Genomic DNA, 22,089 nt, shown 5'->3' with positions numbered 1-22,089 from the left:
TTTTTAACATACTTGATACTCAGGAATTGACATCAACGCCACCGTCAATTGTTTGACACGCTCGACTCGGCTTAGGGCGCTCCCTTGTTTATCAATTTGTTTTAATAAAGAGCTGTTAATAGGTACTTGTATCAAATGTGATGCCAGCGCTTCGGTAAGTTCTTGTTCAGAAAAAGAATCAAAAAAGGAGGAAAACTTTTCCCAATTCATCGTTACCTCAAATTTACTTTTCCGCTTCACCGTTTCTTCGTTCGCATCCCCGCTTTCTTTTACGCTTGCCGCCAGCATTTCGTTGCGAAAGAGTACTTTCGGCAGTTGCATTCGTGTCAACAAACTTGAGCTATCAATCCAGGCCGTTCCCGATGGCCAACCCGCCACATTGGGGGGATTGAACAACGTTTGTCCCAAGAGTTTTTGAGCATACAAAACGGGCGTTTTATCCACAAAATCCATCTGAAGCGTCCGCTGCATTCCCGCTAGTAATTCTACGGGCGACTTGATTTGCGCCCCAATATTGGCAGGGTCGTAAAACCAGTCCTGTGTAAATACATACTCCATGACCTCCAAAATGTCACCATCCGTGCGTAAAAAGAGATTTGTCAATGCCTCAATGTGCTCGGGATTCACTTTTTGATTCACAAAATAGCGGTACAGTTTCGTAGAAATAAACTGAGCCGTTTTGGGGTTGGACAGTAGCATATCCACTACGTCTTCTCCCGTGAAGTTGCCCGTTTTACCCAATATCGTTTTGGAACCTTCATCGTGAAATAGTGGTCGAAATACAAACTCGCCTGAGCCGTTGAATCCCCAACCCGTAAACGCCCTTGCGGCTTCTTTTACGTCGGTTTCGGTATAATTTCCACGCCCAAGCGTAAACAATTCCATCACTTCACGGGCAAAATTTTCGTTGGGGCTTTTTTTACGATTTTGTTGGTTATTCAAAAATTGGAGCATGGCCGCGTCTTTGGAAATAGCCATCAGCAAATCGCCAAATTTGCCAAGGGCATGGCGGCGCAACGTATTGTTTTGCTGCTGAACAAACAATGCCATTCTGCTACGGCAAGCGAAGTGGTTATGCCAAAAGAAGGTCATTTTTTCCCGAAAAGCCCCCGTTCCTTGCCCCATCCGAGCCACCCACGCATCGTTTAAATTTCCAATGCTTTCTCGACGCTCTTCCGCTACAGCCTTCAACTTGTCTTTGATTCCGTCAAGTTCTTGGGTCGGACTGGCTTTCATGTCCCGTTTTTCATTCCGCAACGAAAAATAGGGCATTAGCTCAACGACATTGAAATCGTGAACCTCTTTGCTATCTCGAATAAAATCCTTGATTACCTGATGTTTCGGTGCCGAGAGCGCTACTTTTACCTCATCAGGAGAAGCCCCAAATCCTGCCCTCCAAAAAAAATGCTGAAGCTGACGCTGGTGTGAATTTGCTTCCATAGTGTTTCCTTGAACAGTTTTTTTCTTAGAACCACTCGGAGGGAATAGGTTTAATATACCCACATTAAAAAATCCCCTGCTAGACTTGCTAACAGGGGATTTTTAGAAAAAACGAACTATTGACTTACCAGAACACTGTGTAGAGAATAGCTACTACTACTACGACAATCGCTGCTCCAACGGCAAATGTGCCTTTCACACGGAACATCGACGCATCAATTTCAAGTCCTTTATCACTTGGTTTCCAAAGTCCGAGGGCAATCATCACGGCCACACAGATAAGGAACACGATTCCCATACGGTCGAGGAACGGAACGGTTGACCAATCAGCGCCTGGGAGCCAATTGTTGTGCATTGAAAACGCCAACAAGAAACCACCCACAATCGCAAACATAGCGCCCGCCGAATTGGTCTTTTTCCAGAAAAACCCTAGCAAGAAGGCCGCAAATACCCCTGGAGAAACCAACCCTGTCATTTCTTGAATAAACTGGAATCCACCTTTTTTATCGATACCCATGTAAGGAGAAATGACAATCGCCAAAATCATCGCAACGACAATCGTTACCCGTCCCATCCAAACCAATTTTTTCTCATCGGCTTCTGGCGCAATGTATTTTTTGTAAATATCCAACGTAAAAATAGTCGAGATACTGTTTGCTTTTCCAGCCAATGACGCCACAATCGCGGCCGTTAGTGCTGCAAACGAAAGCCCTTTCAAACCTACTGGCAACAAGTTAAGCAATACTGGATACGCACGGTCTTGGTTTAGCTCTCCACCTTCAATCATTTCTGTTTGGAACAAACCATGTTGGTACAATGTATAAGCGGCAATCCCTGGCAAAACCACGATGATTGGCATCAAAAGCTTCAAAAATGCCGCAAATAAAATCCCTTCACGAGCCGTCTTGAGGTCGGCACCAAGGGCACGTTGCGTAATGTATTGGTTACATCCCCAATAGTTAAGGTTCACAATCCACATCCCACCAATCAATACGGTAAGCCCTGGAAGTGCCATGTATTGCGGGTGTCCTTCTTTAAATATCATGTGGAAGTGGTCTTCCGAATGTTCCATCATGGTTTTAAATGCACCTGCCAAACCTGGCGCATTAAACTCTTGCGACACCAAATCCATGGCAAGATACGTCGTAGCCAAGCCTCCTAAAATCAAGAAAAATACCTGAATTACGTCGGTATAACCAATTACTTTCATCCCTCCTACCGTAATTAAAACGGCAAAAATGGCCAAGCACCACATACAAACTGTAAAGTCAATTCCAGAGATGGTCGATACGGCCAAAGCTCCTAAAAACAGGATTGAGGTTAGGTTTACCAATACGTACAAAAACAGCCAGAAAATCGCCATAATCAAGCTAACGGTGGTATTGTAGCGTTGATTCAAAAACTGAGGCATGGTAAAAATCCTGTTTTTGAGGTAGATAGGCATAAAAAATATCCCCACCACTAGCAGCGTTGCAGCCGCCATCCACTCGTAAGTAGAAATCGCAAGTCCCATCAAAAATCCGTTTCCTGACATTCCGATAAACTGCTCGGCCGAAATGTTGGAGGCAATAAGAGAGGCGCCAATCGCCCACCAAGTCAGTGAACCTTCGGCGAGGAAGAAATCGGTGGTACTTGCTTCTGCTGATTTTTTTCGTTGGTAAATCCAGTAACCGTAGCCTGCGACTACGACAAAATACACTAGAAAGACTAAGTAGTCTAGGGTTTGGAGTTTTTGCATTTTAATTGCTGGGAGGTTAGTTGTTATTAGGGTCAAATACGTCGCAAGATACGGAAACGTCCATAAAAAAGTAGAAAAAATACCGTTTTAATACTATTTTACAAAATAATCGTTCGGTTGCCGTGAATAAACACACGGTCGTTGAAAACCAGCTTCAATGCCTTCGACAACACCGATTTTTCGGTGTCTTTACCAAGAGTGGCCATGTCAAATGCCGTCAAACGGTGATCTACTTCTTTTACATCTTGGGCGATGATGGGGCCTTCGTCCAAATTATCGTTGACAAAGTGTGCCGTGGCTCCAATGATTTTTACACCTCTGTCGTATGCTTGTCGGTACGGATTAGCGCCAATAAACGCAGGTAAAAACGAATGGTGAATATTGACAATTCGGTTGGGGTAATGTTTCACAAAATCCGAAGTAAGCACGCGCATGTATTTGGCTAACACCAGATACTCAGGCTGATAGATTTCGAGGGTGCGTAAAATCGCCTCTTCGTGCTCTTCGCGCGTTTTGTGTTCATGAGAAATAAAATGGAACGGAATTCCAAACTTACTGACCAGCGGCTGGAGGACGTTGTAGTTGCTAATCACCGCCTGAATCGTTGCGTCAAGTTCATCAAAAGCGTACCGTATCAACAACTCGCCAAGGCAATGATGCTCTTTGGTCACAAACAACACCACGTCTTTCTTTTTCTTGGGGTTCAATCGCAGGTTAAGTCCCGCAGGAAGTGTAGCCGTTAAATCATCCAAAATACTTTTCGGATTTCCCTCTCCCTCAAATTCAGTACGCATAAAAAACTGACCCGACGGGCTCACGTATTCGTCTTGACTAATAATATTTTGGTTGTGATTATACAGCACATGCGTGACTTGGTAGATAAGCCCTTTGTGGTCTGGCCCATCCATGAGGAGAATCTGCTTCATTCGAAGGTCAAAGTTGAATTGGTATTTTTTGTTCAAATGTACGAATTACGGTCATTTTACCCATTTAACATTCTTTAACTTCCATAATAATGTCTGATTTCTTGAAAATTCTGATGTTTGCACAAGGTTTCCAAACACCTATTAGCAGCCTTGTTTTATCAAGATTTTTAAATGAAACGCCCCTCCCATGCAACGTTCCCCTGACATTTTGCATCTTATTACAAAATGAGCAGCATTATGACGGGGGAGCGATTTCATTTTGGGCATTTGTTCAGGCGCGTGTCACTGGGTTTTCTCAGTCGGCGCCCGCAAGAACGTCCCAGTCAGCTCGTTCATCGACTCTTTTTTTTATTGAGCCAAGAAAAACTCTACCTATCTCCGCATTTTTCGCTCGACTCGCTCGCCCTTCGCCTCAACGTTGCGCCATCGCTGTTATCCAAAGCGCTCCGCGAAACCATTGAACAAGATTTTTTAGAGCTTATCAATTATTACCGCGTTCAGGAAGCCAAGAAAATTCTTGCCAACCCCAATAACATCGAGGTTTGTCTTGAAAATATTTCGTCCCACTTGGGGTATCTTTCGCACAGCAGCTTCCTTAAAACCTTTTATCAACATACCCTTCTTACACCCGACGAATACCGCCAACAAATGAACTTGGTGTGCGGGCCGTTGGATTCTTAGCTACTTGAAGTGGTTGTCAGAGATATTTTTTGAAAATATTATGCTTGCATACTATTTTTTTCTACTTTTGGTTCACCAAAAATATCTCATTCAACACATACTGATTTAGATACAATGAACCGTAGCATTAAGAAAGTAGCCGTGTTAGGCTCAGGCATCATGGGGTCGCGTATTGCGTGCCACTTTGCCAACATCGGCGTAGAAGTATTGTTGTTAGACATTGTTCCCAAAGAACTCAACGCGGCCGAGCAAGCCAAAGGTTTGACGCTCGAACACCCTGCGGTTCGTAACCGTATTGTGAACGACGCGTTCCAAAATACCCTCAAAGCCAGCCCTGCGGCCTTGTACAGTGCCAAATTTGCGAGTCGGGTCAAACTTGGTAATTTTGACGATAACCTCGCCGAAATCAAAAACTACGACTGGGTGTTGGAAGCGATTGTGGAGCGTTTGGACATAAAACGGTCGTTGTTTGAAAAAGTAGATGCGCTTCGCAAGCCTGGAACGCTCATTACGTCAAATACGTCGGGGATTCCGATTCATTTGATGTCGGAAGGCCGCAGCGATGATTTTCAGAAACATTTTTGCGGAACGCACTTTTTTAACCCTCCTCGTTACCTCAAATTATTCGAGGTAATTCCAGGTCCCCAAACCGACAAGTCTATCCTCGATTTCTTGATGCACTACGGAGACTTGTATTTGGGCAAAACTACCGTACTGTGTAAAGATACCCCTGGCTTTATTGCCAACCGTCTCGGAATTCATGCCCTTGTAGAAACAATCCGCGTGGCAGCCGAAATGGGTCTTACGGTTGAAGAAGTTGATAAATTGACAGGCCCTGTGGTAGGTCGCCCCAAGTCAGGTACGTTCCGTTTGTCAGACGTGGTAGGTTTGGATACGACCGTCAACGTTTGTAACAACCTCGTGCAGATGCAGCACGACGAGTCGAGAGCGGCCTTTGAGCTTCCGCCAATTATGGCCAAATTAATGGAAAACAAGTGGTTGGGTGACAAAACTGGCCAAGGTTTCTATAAAAAATCAAAAGACGAAAAAGGAAAAACGCTCATTTTGGCGCTTGACTTAAACACGTTGGAATACAAACCATCGGTGAAAGTGAAGTTTGAAACCCTTGAAAAAACCAAGGCCATCGACGACCTCAAAAAACGTTTTGGCATTTTATTAAAAGGCACCGACAAAGCGGGTGAGTTTTATCGTCGTACGTTTGCGAGCGGTTTCCGTTATGCTTCTAACCGTATCCCCGAAATCTCGGATGAACTTTACCGCATCGACCAAGCCATTTGTGCGGGTTTTGGTTGGGAAATGGGGCTCTTTACCACGTGGGATGCCATCGGAGTGAAAAACATGGTCGGCATCATGGAGTCGCTTCAGCTCAATCCTGCTCCGTGGGTATATGAGATGCTAGAAGCAGGGAATGAAACGTTCTACAAAGTACAAGACGGGAAAAAACTGTACTACGACATTCCATCTAAATCGTACAAAGCCATTCCAGGCCAAGAGTCGTTTATCATTCTTGAAAATAAATCACAAAATATCATCTGGAAAAACGCTGGAGCGTCGATTTACGACCTCGGCGACGGCATTGCGGGCGTCGAATTTCATTCAAAAATGAATACCTTCGGTGCCGAGGTAGTCGAAGGGCTTAATCGCGCGTATGCCATTGCCGAAAAAGATTTCCGTGGGTTGGTCGTTGGAAATGACTCCAATGAAGCTTTCTCAGCGGGAGCCAACTTGGCCATGTTGTTTATGTTTGCGATTGAGCAAGAATACGACGAAATCAACCTCATGATTGCGCAGTTCCAACAAACGATGATGCGCGCGCGCTACTCGTCAATTCCTGTCGTAACGGCGGCTCACTCGTTGGCACTTGGAGGTGGTTGCGAATTAAACTTACATTCCGACAAAGTTGTGGCCCACGCCGAAACGTATATGGGCTTGGTAGAACTCGGAGTCGGATTGATTCCTGCGGGAGGTGGTACTAAAGAAATGGCCCTTCGCTGCTCGGATTTATATAAAACGGGCGACCCTGAGTTAAACATTTTACAAACGGCCTTTATGAACATCGCGCAAGCGAAGGTTTCGACCTCAGCGCAAGAGGCCGTGGAAATGAATTACATCAAAGCCGACCGCGACCAAATTGTACTCAATCGCAGTCGCTTGATTGCCGAAGCCAAACAAGCAGCAGTGGATTTGGCCGAAAACGGTTACACGCAACCGAAACACCGCACCGACATCAAAGTACAGGGAAAAACAGGCTTGGCTTTGTTTAAAGCGGGAATCGGAAGTATGCGCATGGCAAATTACATCTCTGACCACGACGCCAAAATCGCCGATAAATTGGCCTACGTCATTTGTGGGGGTGACTTGAGTTATCCTCAAAACGTGACCGAGCAATACCTCCTCGACCTAGAGCGTGAAGCTTTCTTGTCGTTGACGGGTGAGAAGAAAACGTTAGAACGTATTCAAGGACTACTTACGGGTGGAAAACCTCCTCGGAACTAATCGTTAATGCCCCTAAAAGCTTTTGCTAACAAAAAGACCCTCCAAGTTTTTGAAACTTGGAGGGTCTAAAAGCCGAATCTTATTCTTGCTTATCGCAAGTCAATTACTTCTACTCCTTTGTATTTTGAAGCGTCAAAGGCAAATGACTTATCATCTACCTTTACGTTTGGCACAAAACTATCTACCTTAAAACCAAGACGTTGCCCGCTGCGTTGAAAGATTTTCCAACTTTTCACTGACTTGTCTTTTTTATCAACTTTGATTTGGAGTTTGGCCACTTTCGAGTCTTTTTTCTCGGGTGTAAGCTCCACTACTTCATAGGCTTTTCCCGCTTCAGTTACTTCTTCCAAGAAGGTGTATTTGTACCCTTTTTTGTAAATCGTATATACCTTCGTTGGGTCAATATCTCCCGCTTCTTTCGGGTCGTAGTTATTAACAGTCGCTTCGTTGCTTTCTTTGATGTAGGTAGTCATGATTTTTCCATCATTGAAAATCTCTTGACCCGCCATCTTCAAACGAAACTTCGTTCCCTTCACGGTGGCATCTCCTTTTAGGGTTTCTTTCGTTCCTTCATTGATGTATGTAAACGCAACCTTGAACGACGTCATCGTCTTGTACTTATTGCTCATTGCATCCAAAATGGTCGCAGCGCGTTTGTCATTTTGAGCATTTGCGAAAAGGCTCCCCAAAAGAGCCATTGCAACTAGGGCTTTTCTCATTTAATATCTGTTTTTGTTAAAGATGCTATATAGACGGCTTTCCAACGAAAACGTTTAAAACAGCACGCCTATATAACCAAACTTGATTGAGCAAAGTTACAACAAGTACCGAAGTGTTCAATATTTGTTGGTCGATAGAAGCCTAGCATCCGTCGAGACAAAAAGGCACTACCCCATGTTTTTGAGCATTTGCTCCAGCGTGGCTATGTCGTTTATCAACACTTCACGGGCTTTGCTGCCTTCAAATGGCCCGACGATTCCTGCGGCTTCGAGTTGATCCATGATACGACCTGCGCGATTGTACCCTAGCTTTAGTTTACGCTGAATCAGCGACGTACTTCCTTGCTGACTCACCACAATCACACGTGCGGCATCATCGAACATCGGGTCGCGGTCGGCCAAATCAATCGTTTCCTTGCCTCCTTCATCGTCATCTCCGCTAAATTCAGGTAAATGATAGGCCGAAGGATACCCACGTTGACTACCTATAAATTCACATACCTCATCAATCTCGTCGGTATCGGCAAAGGCACACTGAAGACGAATCATGTCTGAGCCTGTCGAAAGCAACATATCTCCCATCCCGACGAGTTGTTCGGCACCACCCGTATCCAAAATCGTTCGTGAGTCAATTTTCGACGTAACCCTAAACGAAAGGCGAGCAGGGAAGTTGGCCTTAATCAAACCCGTAATGACGTTGACCGAAGGGCGTTGCGTGGCTACCACCAAGTGAATCCCAATCGCCCGCGCCAGCTGCGCCAAACGAGCAATCGGCTGCTCTACCTCTTTGCCCGCCGTCATCATCAAATCGGCCAACTCGTCAATTACCAAAACGATGTAGGGCAAAAAGCGGTGCCCCCGCTCGGGGCTCAACTGTCGCTGGATAAACTTAGCATTGTATTCTTTGATGTTTCTCACACCCCCTTCTTTCAGCAAATTGTAACGCGTATCCATTTCAATACAAAGCGAGTTGAGCGTGTAAACCACTTTTTTGGTGTCCGTAATAATCGCCTCTTCGCTGTTGGGGAGTTTGGCTAAAAAGTGGCGTTCGATTTTGTTGAACAGCGTCAATTCTACCTTTTTAGGATCCACTAGCACAAACTTGAGCAAAGCAGGGTGTTTTTTGTAAATCAAGGAAGCCAAAAGCACGTTTAGCCCCACCGATTTCCCTTGCCCCGTGGCCCCTGCCATCAGCAAGTGAGGCATTTTGGCCAAATCGGTGATAAAAAACTCATTGGAGATTGTTTTCCCCAAAGCTACTGGCAAATCAAACGTACTTTCTTGGAATTTTTTACTGGCCAATACCGACCGAATAGATACCATTTCACGGTTTTTATTGGGTACTTCAATCCCAATCGTTCCTTTGCCTGGCATAGGTGCAATGATACGAATCCCCAACGCCGCCAAACTCAGCGCAATATCGTCTTCGAGGCTCTTAATTTTAGAGATACGCACCCCCGCTTCTGGGATGATTTCGTACAAAGTCACCGTCGGCCCGATGGTTGCTTTAATGCTCGCGATGCTGATGCCATAATTAGCCAACGTTTCGACGATGCGGTCTTTGTTGGCTTCCAATTCCTCTGCCGTTACCTTCGACTGTCCTTCACCACGGTTATGGAGCAAATCAAGCGTAGGATATTTATAATTGGCCAAGTCGAGGGTAGGGTCATACGGCCCGTGTAACTCCACCAATTCATCCGCTGCTTTGTCAGCATCGGAAAAAGGCACGACTGGAATCTTGGTCGTCGTCCCCGAAATAGGCATATCGTCTGTTTTATCTTCTTTTGCTGCCACCACTTCATCGGCATTTTCCACGATAAGCGTCAAGTTAGGAGCTGCTTTTGGCGTTTTAGGGGCTGAACTATTTGCCGTAAAATCAACCGTTTGTGCTTTTTCTTCAGGCTCATCTGCTGGTTTTGTTTCCACTTTCGGCGGAGTTGCTGGGGCAGGGCGTTCGTTGGGCACAGCGGCTTCCTCTTTTTCCTCCAACACTACCTCAATATCCACGGGTTGAACACGCTTTTTGATGGGGGTTTCAACCATTTCGGCAAACTCATCAAAAGAAGAAATACCGTGAAAATAAACCATGATAATCCCTAATAAGCCCAAAACAACAAACAAACCACCAAAACCAATGTATTTGTTGAGCAGGGCATTGATTTCGTAACCTATCCCACCGCACAAAAAACTAAGCGAGCCAGCCGTATCGGTCTGAAACACGAAGAAGCCAAAAAACAACCCAAGCCACATCAGGTAAATCAATACCAGCTGGGTAGTGCGCTGCAAAGGCAATAATTCACGTCCAAACGCGATTTTGACCCCGATTAAAAACAGTAGAAACGGTAATCCCAAAGCGGCGATTCCAAACCAGCGGAAAATAAAGAAGTGTGAAAGCAAGAGCCCAAAAAAGCCCATGATGTTTTCGGTTTCTTTGACTGATACCCGCATTTTGGTGGTAAAAGCCGAATCGACCACACTCTGGTCGGCCGCGCCTGTGAATAGGTACCAAACAAAAGCACCAAAAATATAAAGCGATAAAAATAACAATACCCAACCCCAAACTTTACGGCTGCGCGGGCTTGGATTAAACGGAATTTTCATTTGCCTGCCTCCTCCGCTGGGTGGGGTAGGCGGGGGTGGTGTCGTCCTGCGATCTTGCTTCGACGAATTGGGAGGAATAACGTTTTTGGCCATTAGATACTCGTTGTAGGGTTTCGTTACTAATTCTTTTCGAGTTACTACTTTATCAAAAAATGCTAACGAAGAATAGACACAGTTATTGAGACCGTAGCACAAAAGCGTTCTACCGTACACAACTCACTCAGTATGAAGGTGTGCTGACGCACAAATGGGGTATGTGAAGCACTAAACGAGGGATTGACAGATGCGCTTTGCCAAGGCGGGGCCTTCGTAAATGAAGCCCGTATAAATTTGGACAAGGCTCGCTCCTGCCTCCAATTTTGCTTTGGCGTCTTCGGGAGAAGCAATCCCTCCTACTCCGATGACGGGAAAAGCCCGATTGGATTTTTCACAAAGATAACGAATTACCTCAGTAGAACGATGCGTTAGGGGAGCACCACTTAGCCCTCCAGCTCCAATTTTTTTTACAAACTCATCATCTGTTTTCAAATCGGCGCGGCTAATGGTCGTGTTGGTGGCAATGACACCCGCGATTTGGGTCGTGGTGACTATCTCAATAATATCATCCAACTGGCTATCGGTCAAATCGGGCGCGATTTTCAACAGAATGGGCTTAGCAGTGAGTGATGAGCGATGAGTGGTGAGCGATGAGTCGCCTGCGAGTTCGTTTGCTCTTTGCTTGAGCGCCGCCAAGATTTTCATCAATGGCTCTTTTTCTTGCAGGTCACGCAAGCCTGGAGTATTGGGCGAGCTCACGTTGACAACAAAGTAATCAACGGTATCGTAGAGAGCATCAAAACTCTTTAAATAATCGTCGAGGGCGTCTTCGTTGGGAGTGAGTTTATTTTTACCAATATTTCCTCCAATCAAAATCGTTGTTTTGCGCTTTCTCAGGCGTTGGGCGGCGGCAGCAGCTCCGTGGTTGTTGAAACCCATGCGATTGATGATAGCGCGGTCGGGTTTGAGGCGAAACAAACGCGGTTTATCGTTGCCATCTTGCGGTTTGGGCGTCACTGTACCGATTTCCACAAAGCCAAAGCCTAAGCAGGCCAATTCATCCACCAATTCTGCATTTTTATCAAAACCCGCCGCGAGTCCTACTGGATTTTTAAATTTCAATCCAAACACTTCTCGCTCTAGCGAAGGATGTTCAAAATTGAATAATTGCTTTGAAATAAACGGAACGCCAGGAATTTGAAAGAAAAACTTGAGGGTTCCACAGATAAAATGATGCACTTTTTCGGCATCAAAACGGAAGAGAATCGGAAGGATGAGCCACTTATACATGGCTACAAAGGTAAGGAAAATCGACGTCTTGAAAGAAAAATGTCTGCCCTTCTTACGTGATTAAAAGGCAGACATTTCTAAAATAAAGAAAAGAAGAGGCTAGAAAACACCGATGTAGTGGTTTCCTGCTTTGTTTACCAGTTTTGCGCCTTTGGTGACGGCTCCTGTTTTGCTGTTGAAAATATAGATATTTCCATCTTTACCCGTTGGCGTTACTGCCACATACACCTCATCGCCACTCACCAAAATACCTTGGTATTGGGCAAAGTTGAGATCAGCATCGTATTCTATATTTACTTTGGTGGCAGTTTTAGCATTCAAGTCCACCCGGGCAATGTAGCCTTGTTCGGTACCATCGTGGGTATAAAGTACGTACGCAATCCCATTGCCAGCATACTTCCAGCTGTCCACATACGAACCTTTTACGCCTAATGCCGCATCCAAACTAAACACGTACGAATTGTCGTATTCGTTATTTTGGTTAATCCGCAAAATATGCGACCCTTTGCTATCTCTTTGGGTAGCTTGGTAAATGTTGCCATCTTCTGACACAAACGCATTCGGGCTACGGTAGCCGCTGTTGTCGCCATTGCTTACAGTCGAAGTAATGACTTTAGGGTTTTCTAACGATGGGTAGTCAACCACCACCGATTTACTTCCTAAGCGGTCGAAGGTACTTTCGATAGCGCCCGTCGCAGGGTTGTACTTACGCATCCACGTGCCGATGATGAGTTTATTTTGTGCTTTGTTGAGTACTGGGGCATCTAAGCGAAAAATAGTATGACCTTTCAATTCCTCTTCCGCCGATAGCGGAATCTCGTATTGTTTGTATCCATTGATAAGTACTTTTTGCAAATCAAGCGCCAATACGGTGGCCGTACCTCGGTAATAGGCAAAGGGTTTGGTTTTATCCGTCGCGTTATTGGCTACGATACTAGCCACGTTTACTGCAATACCTGTTTTATCACCATCAAACAACTTAGACCAGCGTGGTGTGGTAGTGGCGTACTGAGAAATATTGACCGTAACGTCTTCTTGGGTGTAACTTCCTGAACCATTGACTTTATAGCGCGCAAATTCACCGCCGTTGTCTCCCGAATAGGCAATATTAAACAACGTTGTGCCATCTTCCGATGCTTGTAAACGAGCGGTTCTGGTTGATTTTACAGGAAACCCATTGTCATAAACCCCAATAGAGAAATTGGGATTTTTAGCATCTTCCTTGCTTACTGAATAGACCATCGTTCCGCCGTTTCCATCACCCGCCGTTGTTCCCATAAGTGCTCCTGCTACAGTTATCCAACGCTCTTTTGAGGTTTCATCAGGTTCAACCGTCCCGCTTCCTGCATTTTCACAACTCGTAATGGTGAATGCCGCGATAACCGACGTACAAACTAAAACGTTTCTTAGTTGTCGTTTCATTGTGGATAAATTAAATGTTAGAAATTATTAATCAAATAGTTAAGCTTCAAATAAAAGGCCCGACCAGGTTTCTGTACCGCAAAGTTGTCGTAGGCTTGTTGGTCAAATACATTTTTGACATCGGCACTTACCACAAATTTATTTTGAGGAAAAGAATAACTCACACCCAAGTCTTGTATGTACTGGCGTGGCGTCCGAAAATCGTCTAAAATCAACCAAGTAGTGTAAAATCGTTCTACAAAACGAAACCCATAATAGAGATTGAGCGCTGATTTCTTTTTGAACAAATCCTTTATCGTGTATTGAACATTGGCGTTGGTCGTCCAGTACGGCTCGTTGGGGAGCTGTCGGTTGTAGTAATCATATTCTCGGCCATTGGCATCATACTGCACATTAAATACCGAGTTAAACTTCGACATGTTCACATCCACCCGCAGGTTGTTATCAAAAGAATAATGAAGGTCAGCTTCAAAACCAATCGCCTTGTTTTTCCCCAAGTTTTCAAAAGGATTGGTTTGCAGGGCATCATTTACGCGTGGGTTGATGCGCTGCACAATTTTATCGCGGGTATCACGGATAAAGCCCGAAACGGTGAAAGAATAGCGATGTTTTCCTGCATAAAAATTTCCTGCGTTTAGGCCGAGATTGTAATTGTAGCTTACTTCAGGACGAATCCCGAAGTTCTCGATAATATTTTCACCTGGACTACCAAACACTTCCCCTTCAGACGGCAAACGCACAGCTTTCTCAGCCGAAGTCAACAGAATAAAACTTGGATGAAGTGTGTATGACATGGCCAATCCATAGCCAGTGTGTTTTTTACTGCTATTGGCACGGTTTTCTTGACGCACATTTTGGCCATCCACCAAGCGCAATACAGGGTCAACTCGGTCGATGCTTTGCTCATAAAATTTGGCAAAAAGATTGCTTTTCAGCCGATTCTCAAACAACTTAGCCTCGTAGGCTACTGATGTGATGTTTTTTTGGAGGTTACGCGTTCCGATAAAAGTTCTTTCCAATTCTGAACGCATAAAATCTTGCTCCCGACGGTCGATGGCATAATAAATATGATTCAGCACTAAGCGATGGTTTTTGTTCAAATCATAGTTCAGCCCTGCTCGAAAAGTACTCACATTGCGGTCGATGTGCAGGATGGTTGGAGCTGCCTGTTGGGCACCCGTTGGGCGCATAATAGGGTTTCCGTTCAATCCAACGCTTATTTGGCCATACCAATTGTAGTTCCATTTTACCGTATCGACCACCACTTGCCCGCGTTGGCTATACATGGCATTGACGTTGAACTCTAGCCCTCGGGTCAGGAAGTTTTTCTTGACATAATTGAGACTCACGACATTTGCTTGCGATTCGGTGAAGCGCCCCATGTACGGGATAGACATATACGTCCCATGTTGGACTTCTTTATAATCGTCGGAGCCATTGTAACCAATCAAAAATTGATCGGCCCATTTTACATTCATAAAACCCAGCTGAACCTGTCCACCTGTGGAACGATAGGCGTCGTTGAAACGTCGGGCTCTTACGTATTCGTAACGTCCATTGGGTAAAATGTTTCTCACAAATTTCCCCCACACCTCGTAGTCGTTGTCTGAGTAATTGTGAAAGGCCGACGCTTTTACCGTAAAGCCCGTTTTTTCGTTACGGTATGTCCCGTTGAAGTTTGTTTGAAACGTATTAAAAGAGCCGTAAGAAATGGAGGCAGAGAGATTATTCATTGCGCCTTTTTTCAAAATGACATTGATGGCTCCCCCCAAGGCATCATCGGCCAAATGCGCTGGAATCACCCCTTTATAGACTTCTACACGTTCAATCAAAGCAGGCGGAATGCTATTTAGGCTAAATGACTCTCCGTAGGTAGAAATCGGAATTCCGTCAATGAACACCCGTACCGAATTTCCCGACATCCCGTTTAGGTTATAATTCACGGCAGAGCCTAACCCGCCATTCTGCCGAACCCGTATTCCCACTGTTCGATCCAGTAATTCATTGGTTTGGACGTTTCGTTGGGCTACTTCTTTGGTTTCAACGACATTCACGGCAAAACCTACAGTCTCGATTTCTTTTTTCTCTGATTTTTGAACCACCCGCACTTCGTTCAGTTCAAAATTTTTGGGTTTGGCTGCAACAGAAAGGGAAGTCTGAGGCTTATTTATGGTCACTTTTACCTGTTGTGGTTCTATTTCAACCGACGTAATGACCAATTCTTGCTGCCCGTAGGGCACATTTTTCAGCACAAAAAAGCCGTTTTCATCAGCTGCTACCACCGCATTGCTTTGCATTAACTTTACATTGGCGTGGCTCACTCCCCCACTTTCTTTGGTATAAACACGGCCTTTTAGCGTAGCCGTTTGTGCTGAGACACTCACCGAAAATAAAACCAGTAGCAGCGCAAGAAGTGGAAATTTCATATTGTTACTTATGGTTATACGCGTTTTTTAATCCACATTTAACCTTGTTTTAATTTAGATTTAATCTAATTTGATTCACAAAACTAGATTCGTTCTAAATAAGAAACAAAACTAACCCAGCTACTTTGCCCTTTTTCTTTATAAAATCATATAACTGCCTCGTAAAAACACATTCTTACCCCTCTTTTTGTTTGACGAGAAGTGTAGATGCAACATAAATGGCAAAAGTGTTTGCCTTTTCAATTGGGATACACTTTCTTTGTAAGCAATTTAAAATTAGTCTAAATACACCATGTTAAAATTACTAATTCCAATTTCGTTGCTGTTCGTAAGCCTTTTTTGGAAAGGGATGAGTTCCAAAGAAGAGAATCGTGACATTGTAGTATGTGCTGCCACGCCATTGCTCAATGAAGAAATGAGTCCTGACCGACCCACCAACTTAGTTGTGGACGCTCCTATCGCCTTGGATCCAACCAAGTCTTATACCTTACCAACCTTGACTACCAACAGCAAAGGCGAGGTGGTTTTATATTGGACAGAAAAAGACCCTCAAAACCTCATTTCGCTGTATTTTTCTACTTCAAAAGATGGAAAAACGTTTGGGGAAAAGAAGTTGGTCTTTGCAGATGCAGGTTTAGGAACTGGCCGTTTGATGCGCCCCAAATTATTATTCAAGAAAAATGGGGATATGGTAGCTGTATTTTCTTACCGTGCAGGTGGAGCAACGCCACCACGAGAACCACGCCCCGCAACCCCTAGCCACGAAGCCAATCATAACAATCACGGTACGCAAGCTGCCCCTCCACAGGCAAGACCAAAACGTAGTTCAGAAATCAGGTTTACAGTTTCTAAAGACGGCGGAAGTTCATGGACAGCCCCCACGTCGGTTGATACCGATACCAGCAAACTCATCCGTGGCTTTTTCGATGCAGTAGTGTTACCTAATGATGAAATTGCCGTGGCTTACTTGAAAGACGTAAAAGGAAGTACCAAGCACGAAGAACGTGATTTGCGTTTGGCGGTATCAAAAAATGGCGTTTTTCAGGCAGAAAGACTTATTGACCCAGTTGTTTGTGATTGCTGCAATATTAGCATGGTTGTGGATCCATCGGGGGCATTGCACATGGTTTATCGCGACAACAACAACGACGTGCGTGACATGGCGCATATTATCTCAAAAGACAACGGAATGACGTTCTCTGCGCCCAAAATTTTGTACAACGACAAATGGGAAATCAAAGGCTGCCCACATTCAGGTGCCACTTCGGCTTCTACAAAAACCGAACAATACATCACTTGGTTTTCAGGAACGCGCAACGGACAATCGGGCATTCGTTTGACCAACTCATCGGGTAATTTATTAAAAGTGTTGGATGCCAATGCGAAAAATGCTTCAATCGCTGCCGATGCAAAAACCGCCGTTTGGGTATGGGAGCAGACCTCAGAAGCTGGTACTACCAGCGTTTTTTACAGTAAAGTTGATAACGGAAAGTTGCTTGGCAGCCAATCTGTTAACAACTCCAACAATGGACAAAACGCCAGTAGTTTAGCCTACAATGGCAAAGTACTCATCGCCTACGAAGTTGTCACTGCTGATAAGAAAACAGCCCTCGCATTACAAACTGTTGACTAAAACAAATGTGGCTATTTACAAAAAAAGCAAGGCTTGCGGCCTTGCTTTTTTTGTAAGCGCACTTATTTCCAGCCTCCACCCAAAGCACGATACAGATTAACGGTCGTTTGTTGCTGCTGTTTTTGGGTATTGATAAGCACCAATTTCGCCTGCAACGCATTTTGTTGGGCAAAAAGCACTTCTAAATACGACGCCCTCCCCGTGCGATACAGTTTGCTTGAGGTTTCTATTGAGCGAGTTAGTAACATCGCTTCCCGATTTTTAAGGTCAAACATCTGGGCTAAATTGCGTAGGTTGGCCAATTGGTTATTGACTTCGATGTACCCATCCAAAATTGTCTTTTGGTAGTTATATAACGCCTCAATTTGCACGGCTTGCGCTCCATTGAACTGCGCGACAATGGCCGAACGATTGATAATCGGGCCTGCCAAATTTCCTACTACCGAATAAGCCAACGACTGAGGCGTACTCACCAAAAATTTCGGATTAAATGCCTGCAACCCCAACATTCCCGTTAAGCTAAGCGATGGAAAGAAGGCTGCCCTCGCTGCTAGTAAGTCGGCTTTAGTTGCCATAAGTTCTAACTCAGCCGCTCGAATGTCGGGACGGTTTTTGAGTAATTCTGACGGCATTCCCGTTTGAATCTGGGTCGCGACCGCTCGCGATAGTTGGGTTTTATCCCGAATAATTGGCTGGGGAAAGCGCCCCAACAGTCCATGAATGACATTTTCGGTCTCAGTAATTGCCTGTACTATAGCTACTTCTGTGTGTTGACTATTCAGAAGTTGGGCTTCAAACTGTTCTACGGCCAGTTCGTTGGCTACTCCTGCTTGTTTTTGCACTTTTACAATTTTAAGGGCTTCTTCCTGTAAACCAATGGTTTGCCGAACAATTTCTCGCTCGTTGTCAAGTGCCAACAAATCATAATAAGCATTGGCAACGCCCGCCACCAAATTGGTCGTAATCCAATTTTTTGCTTCGACACTTGCCAAATACCGCGCCAAGGCAGCTTCTCGTTGCGTACGAAGTTTTTTCCAAATATCCACTTCCCACGAGGCCGTCAAGCCTACAAAAAAATCAGGAAGGTGAGTTGGAACAACTTTCCCCTCCACAATGTCAGTAGTAGCGTTTCCCGCGCCATCCATTGTATATAATCCAAAACGGCGCAGGGCCGTTGATCCTCCTCCCCAAACCGTTGGTCTGAGCAATCCCTCCGTTGCTCTCACGTTCGAACGCGCCATCTCAATGCGCTGAATGGCGGTTAGGGCATCAAAGTTATTGACCAACGCGGTTTCAATCAGCGCAATCAACGTACTGTCTTGAAAATAGTCTCGCCATTGAATCTGGGCGCTGTTTGCCGTATCTGTTCTACTTTCAAATGTGGTAGGAAGCGGTTCAAATTCGCGTTGGGTAGTCATGGGAGGCACTTTACATCCCGCAATAATTCCTCCCAACAGCAGGATGATTAACAGATTTCTTGGTCTTATATCCATTTTTTTAGGCGCTCTTCGGTGAGTGGTTTCTCTTCTTTTTTGGTAGTTTTTTTCAATTTTTCGGCCAATGTGCCAAAAATGACGTACAGTCCAGGAATGACAATCACGCCAAAAACAGTCCCAAACAGCATTCCTCCTGCGGCTGCCGTACCGATGGTACGGTTGCCAATAGCTCCCGCACCCGTCGCGAACATCAGTGGTAGTAATCCCGCAATGAACGCAAAGGATGTCATCAAAATGGGTCGAAGGCGCACTTTTGCACTCTCAATCGCGGCTTCAACCACCGTCGCACCTTCGCGGTGACGAAGCGTTGCAAACTCCACAATCAGAATGGCATTTTTTCCCAACAACCCAATGAGCATTACCATCGCGATTTGGGCATAAATGTTGTTCTCTAACCCCAAAAAGTGGAGAAATAAGAACGTTCCAAAAATCCCCGTTGGGAGCGAAAACACGACGGGTAGCGGCAATAAGAAGCTTTCGTACTGAGCCGCCAACAACAAATACACGAACAGCAAACAAATGGCGAAGATGTAAATGGCTTGGTTGCCCGTTTCCACTTCGTCGCGGCTAATCCCTGCCCAGTCAATGTCATAACCCGTTGGGAGTTTTTCACGTGCCGTTGCCTGCACGGCTTCAATGGCGCTGCCACTACTGTATCCCTCGGCAGGTTCGCCGTTTAGCTCTGCCGAAGGGTACATGTTGTAACGGGTTACCTGATCAACCCCATATACCCGTTCGATGCGCACAAAGGCCGACAAAGGCACCATTTCTCCTTTGTTATTCTTCACGTACAGGTTGAGGATGTCTTCGGGCTTGGCGCGGTACTGCGGAAGTGCCTGTACCATTACTTTGTACATTTGGCCGTACTTGATGAAGTTGGTGGCATATTCACTTCCCAGAAGGGTCTGCAATGCGCCCATCGCTTTGTTGATGGTCACTTCTTTTTGCGCGGCTTTGTCTTCATCAATGTGCAACAGGTACTGGGGAAAGCTCGCATCAAAAATGGTAAATGCCGAAGCGATTTCGGGACGGGCTTTGAGGTCTTTGATAAACTGCGTGACAACGGCTTCCATCGCTTTGAAGTCGCCACTCCCCGTTTTGTCTAACAAACGCAATTCAAACCCACTCGCATTGCCATAACCAGGAACGGCAGGCGGCGGAAAATACTCAAGGCGGGCATCTTTGATGTGTTGGGTGCGCTCGGTAACTTGCTCGATTACTTCGTCCACCGTTTCTTTTCGATTTTTCCAATCTTTAAGGTTAATTAAGCACGTACCGTAGGTAGCTCCTGTCCCGTCCGAAAGGATATTGGTACCTGCCAACGTAGAAATCGACTCGACCGATTCGAGGCTTTGACACGCTCGCTGTACTTCATCGACTACGGCCTTGGTACGTTCGAGGGTTGAACCCGACGGCGTGGTAATACTCACGTAAAAAGTACCTTGGTCTTCGTTGGGGATAAAACCTGACGGAATTAATTTCCCCAATATACCCGTCCCAACGCAAAACGCCAGCAGCATTCCCAACGTCACTACTCGGCGGTTGACGATGACCGAAAGCAAGCGTTGGTATTGACTCGACAACCCTTCGTACCAACGGTTGAACCCCGCAAAAAAGCGAGCTAAGAACCCCTGACTACGATGTTCAGCGTGGGTATGTTTCAAAAACAAGCCACACAGGGCAGGCGTCAGCGTCAAGGCACTTACTCCTGAGAGCACAATCGCGATGGCCATCGTTAGAGAAAATTGTTTGTAGAAAATCCCCACGGGGCCCGTCATAAACGAAGTAGGTACAAACACCGCCGACATAACCAACGTAATGGCAATAATAGCCCCACTGATTTCTTTCATGGCTTTTTCGGTGGCTTTTCGGGGAGAATAGTTCCCCGTTTCTAGCTTTGCATGAACCGCCTCAACGACCACGATGGCATCGTCAATCACAATTCCGATGGCCAACACCAGCGCAAACAACGTGATGAGGTTGAGCGAAAACCCAAACAGCTGCATGAAGAAAAACGTCCCTACCAACGACACAGGCACCGTGACGGTAGGAATGAGCGTAGAGCGAACGTCTTGCAAAAACAAAAACACCACCAACGCCACCAAAATAAAGGCTTCAATCAGGGTTTTGACCACTTCGTGAACGGACGCATCCAAAAAACGAGACACGTCGTAGCTAAGTTCGTACTCCATTCCTTTCAAGAAAACCCGCTCTTTGATCGTCGCCATTCGTTCTTTTACTTGGGCAATCACCTCACTGGCATTCGAGCCTGGGAGTTGTTTGAGCATGATGGCCGCCGTGGGGCGACCGTTGATTTTGGCTTCTACGTCAAAATACGTCGTTCCAAACTCCACATCGGCGACGTCTTTGATGCGCAAAATCTGCCCATCGGCATTAGACTTGATGGGAATGTTCTCATACTTTTCGGGCGTGTTGTACTTGCCGCCGTACTTGATGACATACTGCAATGCCTGCGGGGTTTTGTCGTTGCTCTCCCCTACTTTTCCTGGAGCAGCTTCCACGTTTTGTTCTTCCAATGCCTCCAGTACGTCTTCTGTAGAAATGGCATAATTGAGCATTTTGTCGGGTTTGAGCCAAATACGCATGGCGTACTCGCGCGCGCCCAAAATATCGGCGTACCCTACGCCCTTTACCCGCTTGAGTTCGGCCAAGACGTTGATGTCCGCAAAATTGTAAAGGAATTTTTCCTCCATGGTGCTATCTCGGCTGTAGATGTTGAGGTACATCAACATGGCATTTTCCTCTTTGGCTATTTTCACCCCGTTCCGAATCACCTCCGCGGGAAGTTCTCCCATGACGGCGGCTACGCGGTTTTGGACGTTGACCGCCGCCACGTCGGGATCGGTGCCTACTTCAAAAATAACTTGTACTACGCCTACCCCATCATTGCCCGCATCCGACGACATGTATTTCATTCCTGGTACGCCATTGATAGCCCGTTCAATCGGGACAAGGGCGGCTTTTGTGACGGTTTCGGCGTTGGCTCCCGTGTATTCGACGGTTACGTTTACTTCGGGCGGGGCAATGCTCGGGAACTGCGTCATGGGCAGTCGGGTGAGCATCAATAAACCCAGTAGTGTGATAATCATGGCGATGACTACCGACAGTACAGGTCGATGTATGAATTGATTAAACATGGATTT

General features: G+C 45.6%; 13 protein-coding genes. 3 read left to right on the top strand and 10 right to left on the bottom strand.

Going from position 1 to position 22,089, the window contains the following annotated elements:
* Positions 1-3 precede the first annotated feature (3 nt).
* The 3 genes from AC23N5_RS29680 to purU form a co-directional block, all read right to left on the bottom strand.
* Positions 4-1,440, bottom strand: a complete 1,437-nt coding sequence (locus AC23N5_RS29680) for a DUF1800 domain-containing protein (RefSeq protein WP_487758304.1) — start codon at positions 1,438-1,440, stop codon at positions 4-6.
* Between the two features lie 124 nt (positions 1,441-1,564).
* Positions 1,565-3,178 carry a sodium:solute symporter family transporter gene (locus tag AC23N5_RS29675; RefSeq protein ID WP_183980169.1) on the bottom strand — a complete coding sequence of 538 codons (1,614 nt, stop codon included), beginning with the start codon at positions 3,176-3,178 and terminating at the stop codon, positions 1,565-1,567.
* Positions 3,179-3,276: 98 nt separating this feature from the next.
* Positions 3,277-4,086 carry a formyltetrahydrofolate deformylase gene (gene purU / locus AC23N5_RS29670; RefSeq protein ID WP_229601499.1) on the bottom strand — a complete coding sequence of 270 codons (810 nt, stop codon included), beginning with the start codon at positions 4,084-4,086 and terminating at the stop codon, positions 3,277-3,279.
* Between the two features lie 243 nt (positions 4,087-4,329).
* On the opposite strand from purU, the gene AC23N5_RS29665 reads away from it, so the two are divergent.
* Positions 4,330-4,785 (top strand): helix-turn-helix domain-containing protein, encoded by a 456-nt coding sequence (locus AC23N5_RS29665; RefSeq protein WP_183980175.1) that lies wholly within the window; start codon positions 4,330-4,332, stop codon positions 4,783-4,785.
* A 114-nt stretch (positions 4,786-4,899) separates the two neighbouring features.
* Positions 4,900-7,302 carry a 3-hydroxyacyl-CoA dehydrogenase/enoyl-CoA hydratase family protein gene (locus AC23N5_RS29660; protein ID WP_487758303.1) on the top strand — a complete coding sequence of 801 codons (2,403 nt, stop codon included), beginning with the start codon at positions 4,900-4,902 and terminating at the stop codon, positions 7,300-7,302.
* Between the two features lie 89 nt (positions 7,303-7,391).
* Here AC23N5_RS29660 and lolA1 read toward each other — a convergent pair whose 3' ends face one another.
* From lolA1 to AC23N5_RS29635, 5 genes are all read right to left on the bottom strand, one after another.
* Entirely contained in the window at positions 7,392-8,021 is a 630-nt protein-coding gene (gene lolA1, locus AC23N5_RS29655) for an outer membrane lipoprotein periplasmic chaperone LolA1 (protein ID WP_183980179.1), read from the bottom strand.
* A 168-nt stretch (positions 8,022-8,189) separates the two neighbouring features.
* Positions 8,190-10,715, bottom strand: coding sequence for an FtsK/SpoIIIE family DNA translocase (locus AC23N5_RS29650; protein WP_487758302.1), 2,526 nt, complete (start codon positions 10,713-10,715; stop codon positions 8,190-8,192).
* Between the two features lie 171 nt (positions 10,716-10,886).
* Positions 10,887-11,948: a quinone-dependent dihydroorotate dehydrogenase gene (locus tag AC23N5_RS29645; RefSeq protein WP_487758301.1), complete on the bottom strand. Its 1,062-nt coding sequence runs from the start codon at positions 11,946-11,948 to the stop codon at positions 10,887-10,889.
* A 99-nt stretch (positions 11,949-12,047) separates the two neighbouring features.
* Positions 12,048-13,370 (bottom strand): DUF4374 domain-containing protein, encoded by a 1,323-nt coding sequence (locus tag AC23N5_RS29640; protein WP_487758300.1) that lies wholly within the window; start codon positions 13,368-13,370, stop codon positions 12,048-12,050.
* A gap of 17 nt (positions 13,371-13,387) precedes the next feature.
* Positions 13,388-15,796 (bottom strand): TonB-dependent receptor, encoded by a 2,409-nt coding sequence (locus AC23N5_RS29635; RefSeq protein ID WP_487758299.1) that lies wholly within the window; start codon positions 15,794-15,796, stop codon positions 13,388-13,390.
* A gap of 292 nt (positions 15,797-16,088) precedes the next feature.
* On the opposite strand from AC23N5_RS29635, the gene AC23N5_RS29630 reads away from it, so the two are divergent.
* Positions 16,089-17,429, top strand: coding sequence for a sialidase family protein (locus AC23N5_RS29630; protein ID WP_487758298.1), 1,341 nt, complete (start codon positions 16,089-16,091; stop codon positions 17,427-17,429).
* Positions 17,430-17,491: 62 nt separating this feature from the next.
* Here AC23N5_RS29630 and AC23N5_RS29625 read toward each other — a convergent pair whose 3' ends face one another.
* Positions 17,492-18,922: an efflux transporter outer membrane subunit gene (locus AC23N5_RS29625; protein ID WP_487758297.1), complete on the bottom strand. Its 1,431-nt coding sequence runs from the start codon at positions 18,920-18,922 to the stop codon at positions 17,492-17,494.
* The gene (locus AC23N5_RS29620; RefSeq protein ID WP_487758296.1) at positions 18,913-22,083 is read right to left on the bottom strand and encodes an efflux RND transporter permease subunit; all 3,171 of its coding nucleotides are present in this window, start codon (positions 22,081-22,083) and stop codon (positions 18,913-18,915) included. The genes AC23N5_RS29625 and AC23N5_RS29620 overlap by 10 nt, the downstream gene beginning before the upstream one ends.
* Positions 22,084-22,089: the final 6 nt, after the last annotated feature.

It is taken from the genome of Runella sp. R5_40 (genome assembly GCF_057652295.1).
Note: the sequence above shows the minus strand (reverse complement) of the source record. Positions and strands in the feature narration are given on the sequence as shown.

What these genes read in the sequence shown, in the direction of transcription:
- AC23N5_RS29630 (WP_487758298.1), top strand. Translation starts at nt 16,089, where the DNA reads ATGTTAAAATTACTAATTCCAATTTCGTTGCTGTTCGTAAGCCTTTTT.
- AC23N5_RS29640 (WP_487758300.1), bottom strand. Translation starts at nt 13,370, where the DNA reads ATGAAACGACAACTAAGAAACGTTTTAGTTTGTACGTCGGTTATCGCG.
- AC23N5_RS29660 (WP_487758303.1), top strand. Translation starts at nt 4,900, where the DNA reads ATGAACCGTAGCATTAAGAAAGTAGCCGTGTTAGGCTCAGGCATCATG.
- AC23N5_RS29625 (WP_487758297.1), bottom strand. Translation starts at nt 18,922, where the DNA reads ATGGATATAAGACCAAGAAATCTGTTAATCATCCTGCTGTTGGGAGGA.
- AC23N5_RS29635 (WP_487758299.1), bottom strand. Translation starts at nt 15,796, where the DNA reads ATGAAATTTCCACTTCTTGCGCTGCTACTGGTTTTATTTTCGGTGAGT.
- purU (WP_229601499.1), bottom strand. Translation starts at nt 4,086, where the DNA reads ATGGATGGGCCAGACCACAAAGGGCTTATCTACCAAGTCACGCATGTG.
- AC23N5_RS29680 (WP_487758304.1), bottom strand. Translation starts at nt 1,440, where the DNA reads ATGGAAGCAAATTCACACCAGCGTCAGCTTCAGCATTTTTTTTGGAGG.
- AC23N5_RS29675 (WP_183980169.1), bottom strand. Translation starts at nt 3,178, where the DNA reads ATGCAAAAACTCCAAACCCTAGACTACTTAGTCTTTCTAGTGTATTTT.
- AC23N5_RS29650 (WP_487758302.1), bottom strand. Translation starts at nt 10,715, where the DNA reads ATGGCCAAAAACGTTATTCCTCCCAATTCGTCGAAGCAAGATCGCAGG.
- AC23N5_RS29620 (WP_487758296.1), bottom strand. Translation starts at nt 22,083, where the DNA reads ATGTTTAATCAATTCATACATCGACCTGTACTGTCGGTAGTCATCGCC.
- AC23N5_RS29645 (WP_487758301.1), bottom strand. Translation starts at nt 11,948, where the DNA reads ATGTATAAGTGGCTCATCCTTCCGATTCTCTTCCGTTTTGATGCCGAA.
- lolA1 (WP_183980179.1), bottom strand. Translation starts at nt 8,021, where the DNA reads ATGAGAAAAGCCCTAGTTGCAATGGCTCTTTTGGGGAGCCTTTTCGCA.
- AC23N5_RS29665 (WP_183980175.1), top strand. Translation starts at nt 4,330, where the DNA reads ATGAGCAGCATTATGACGGGGGAGCGATTTCATTTTGGGCATTTGTTC.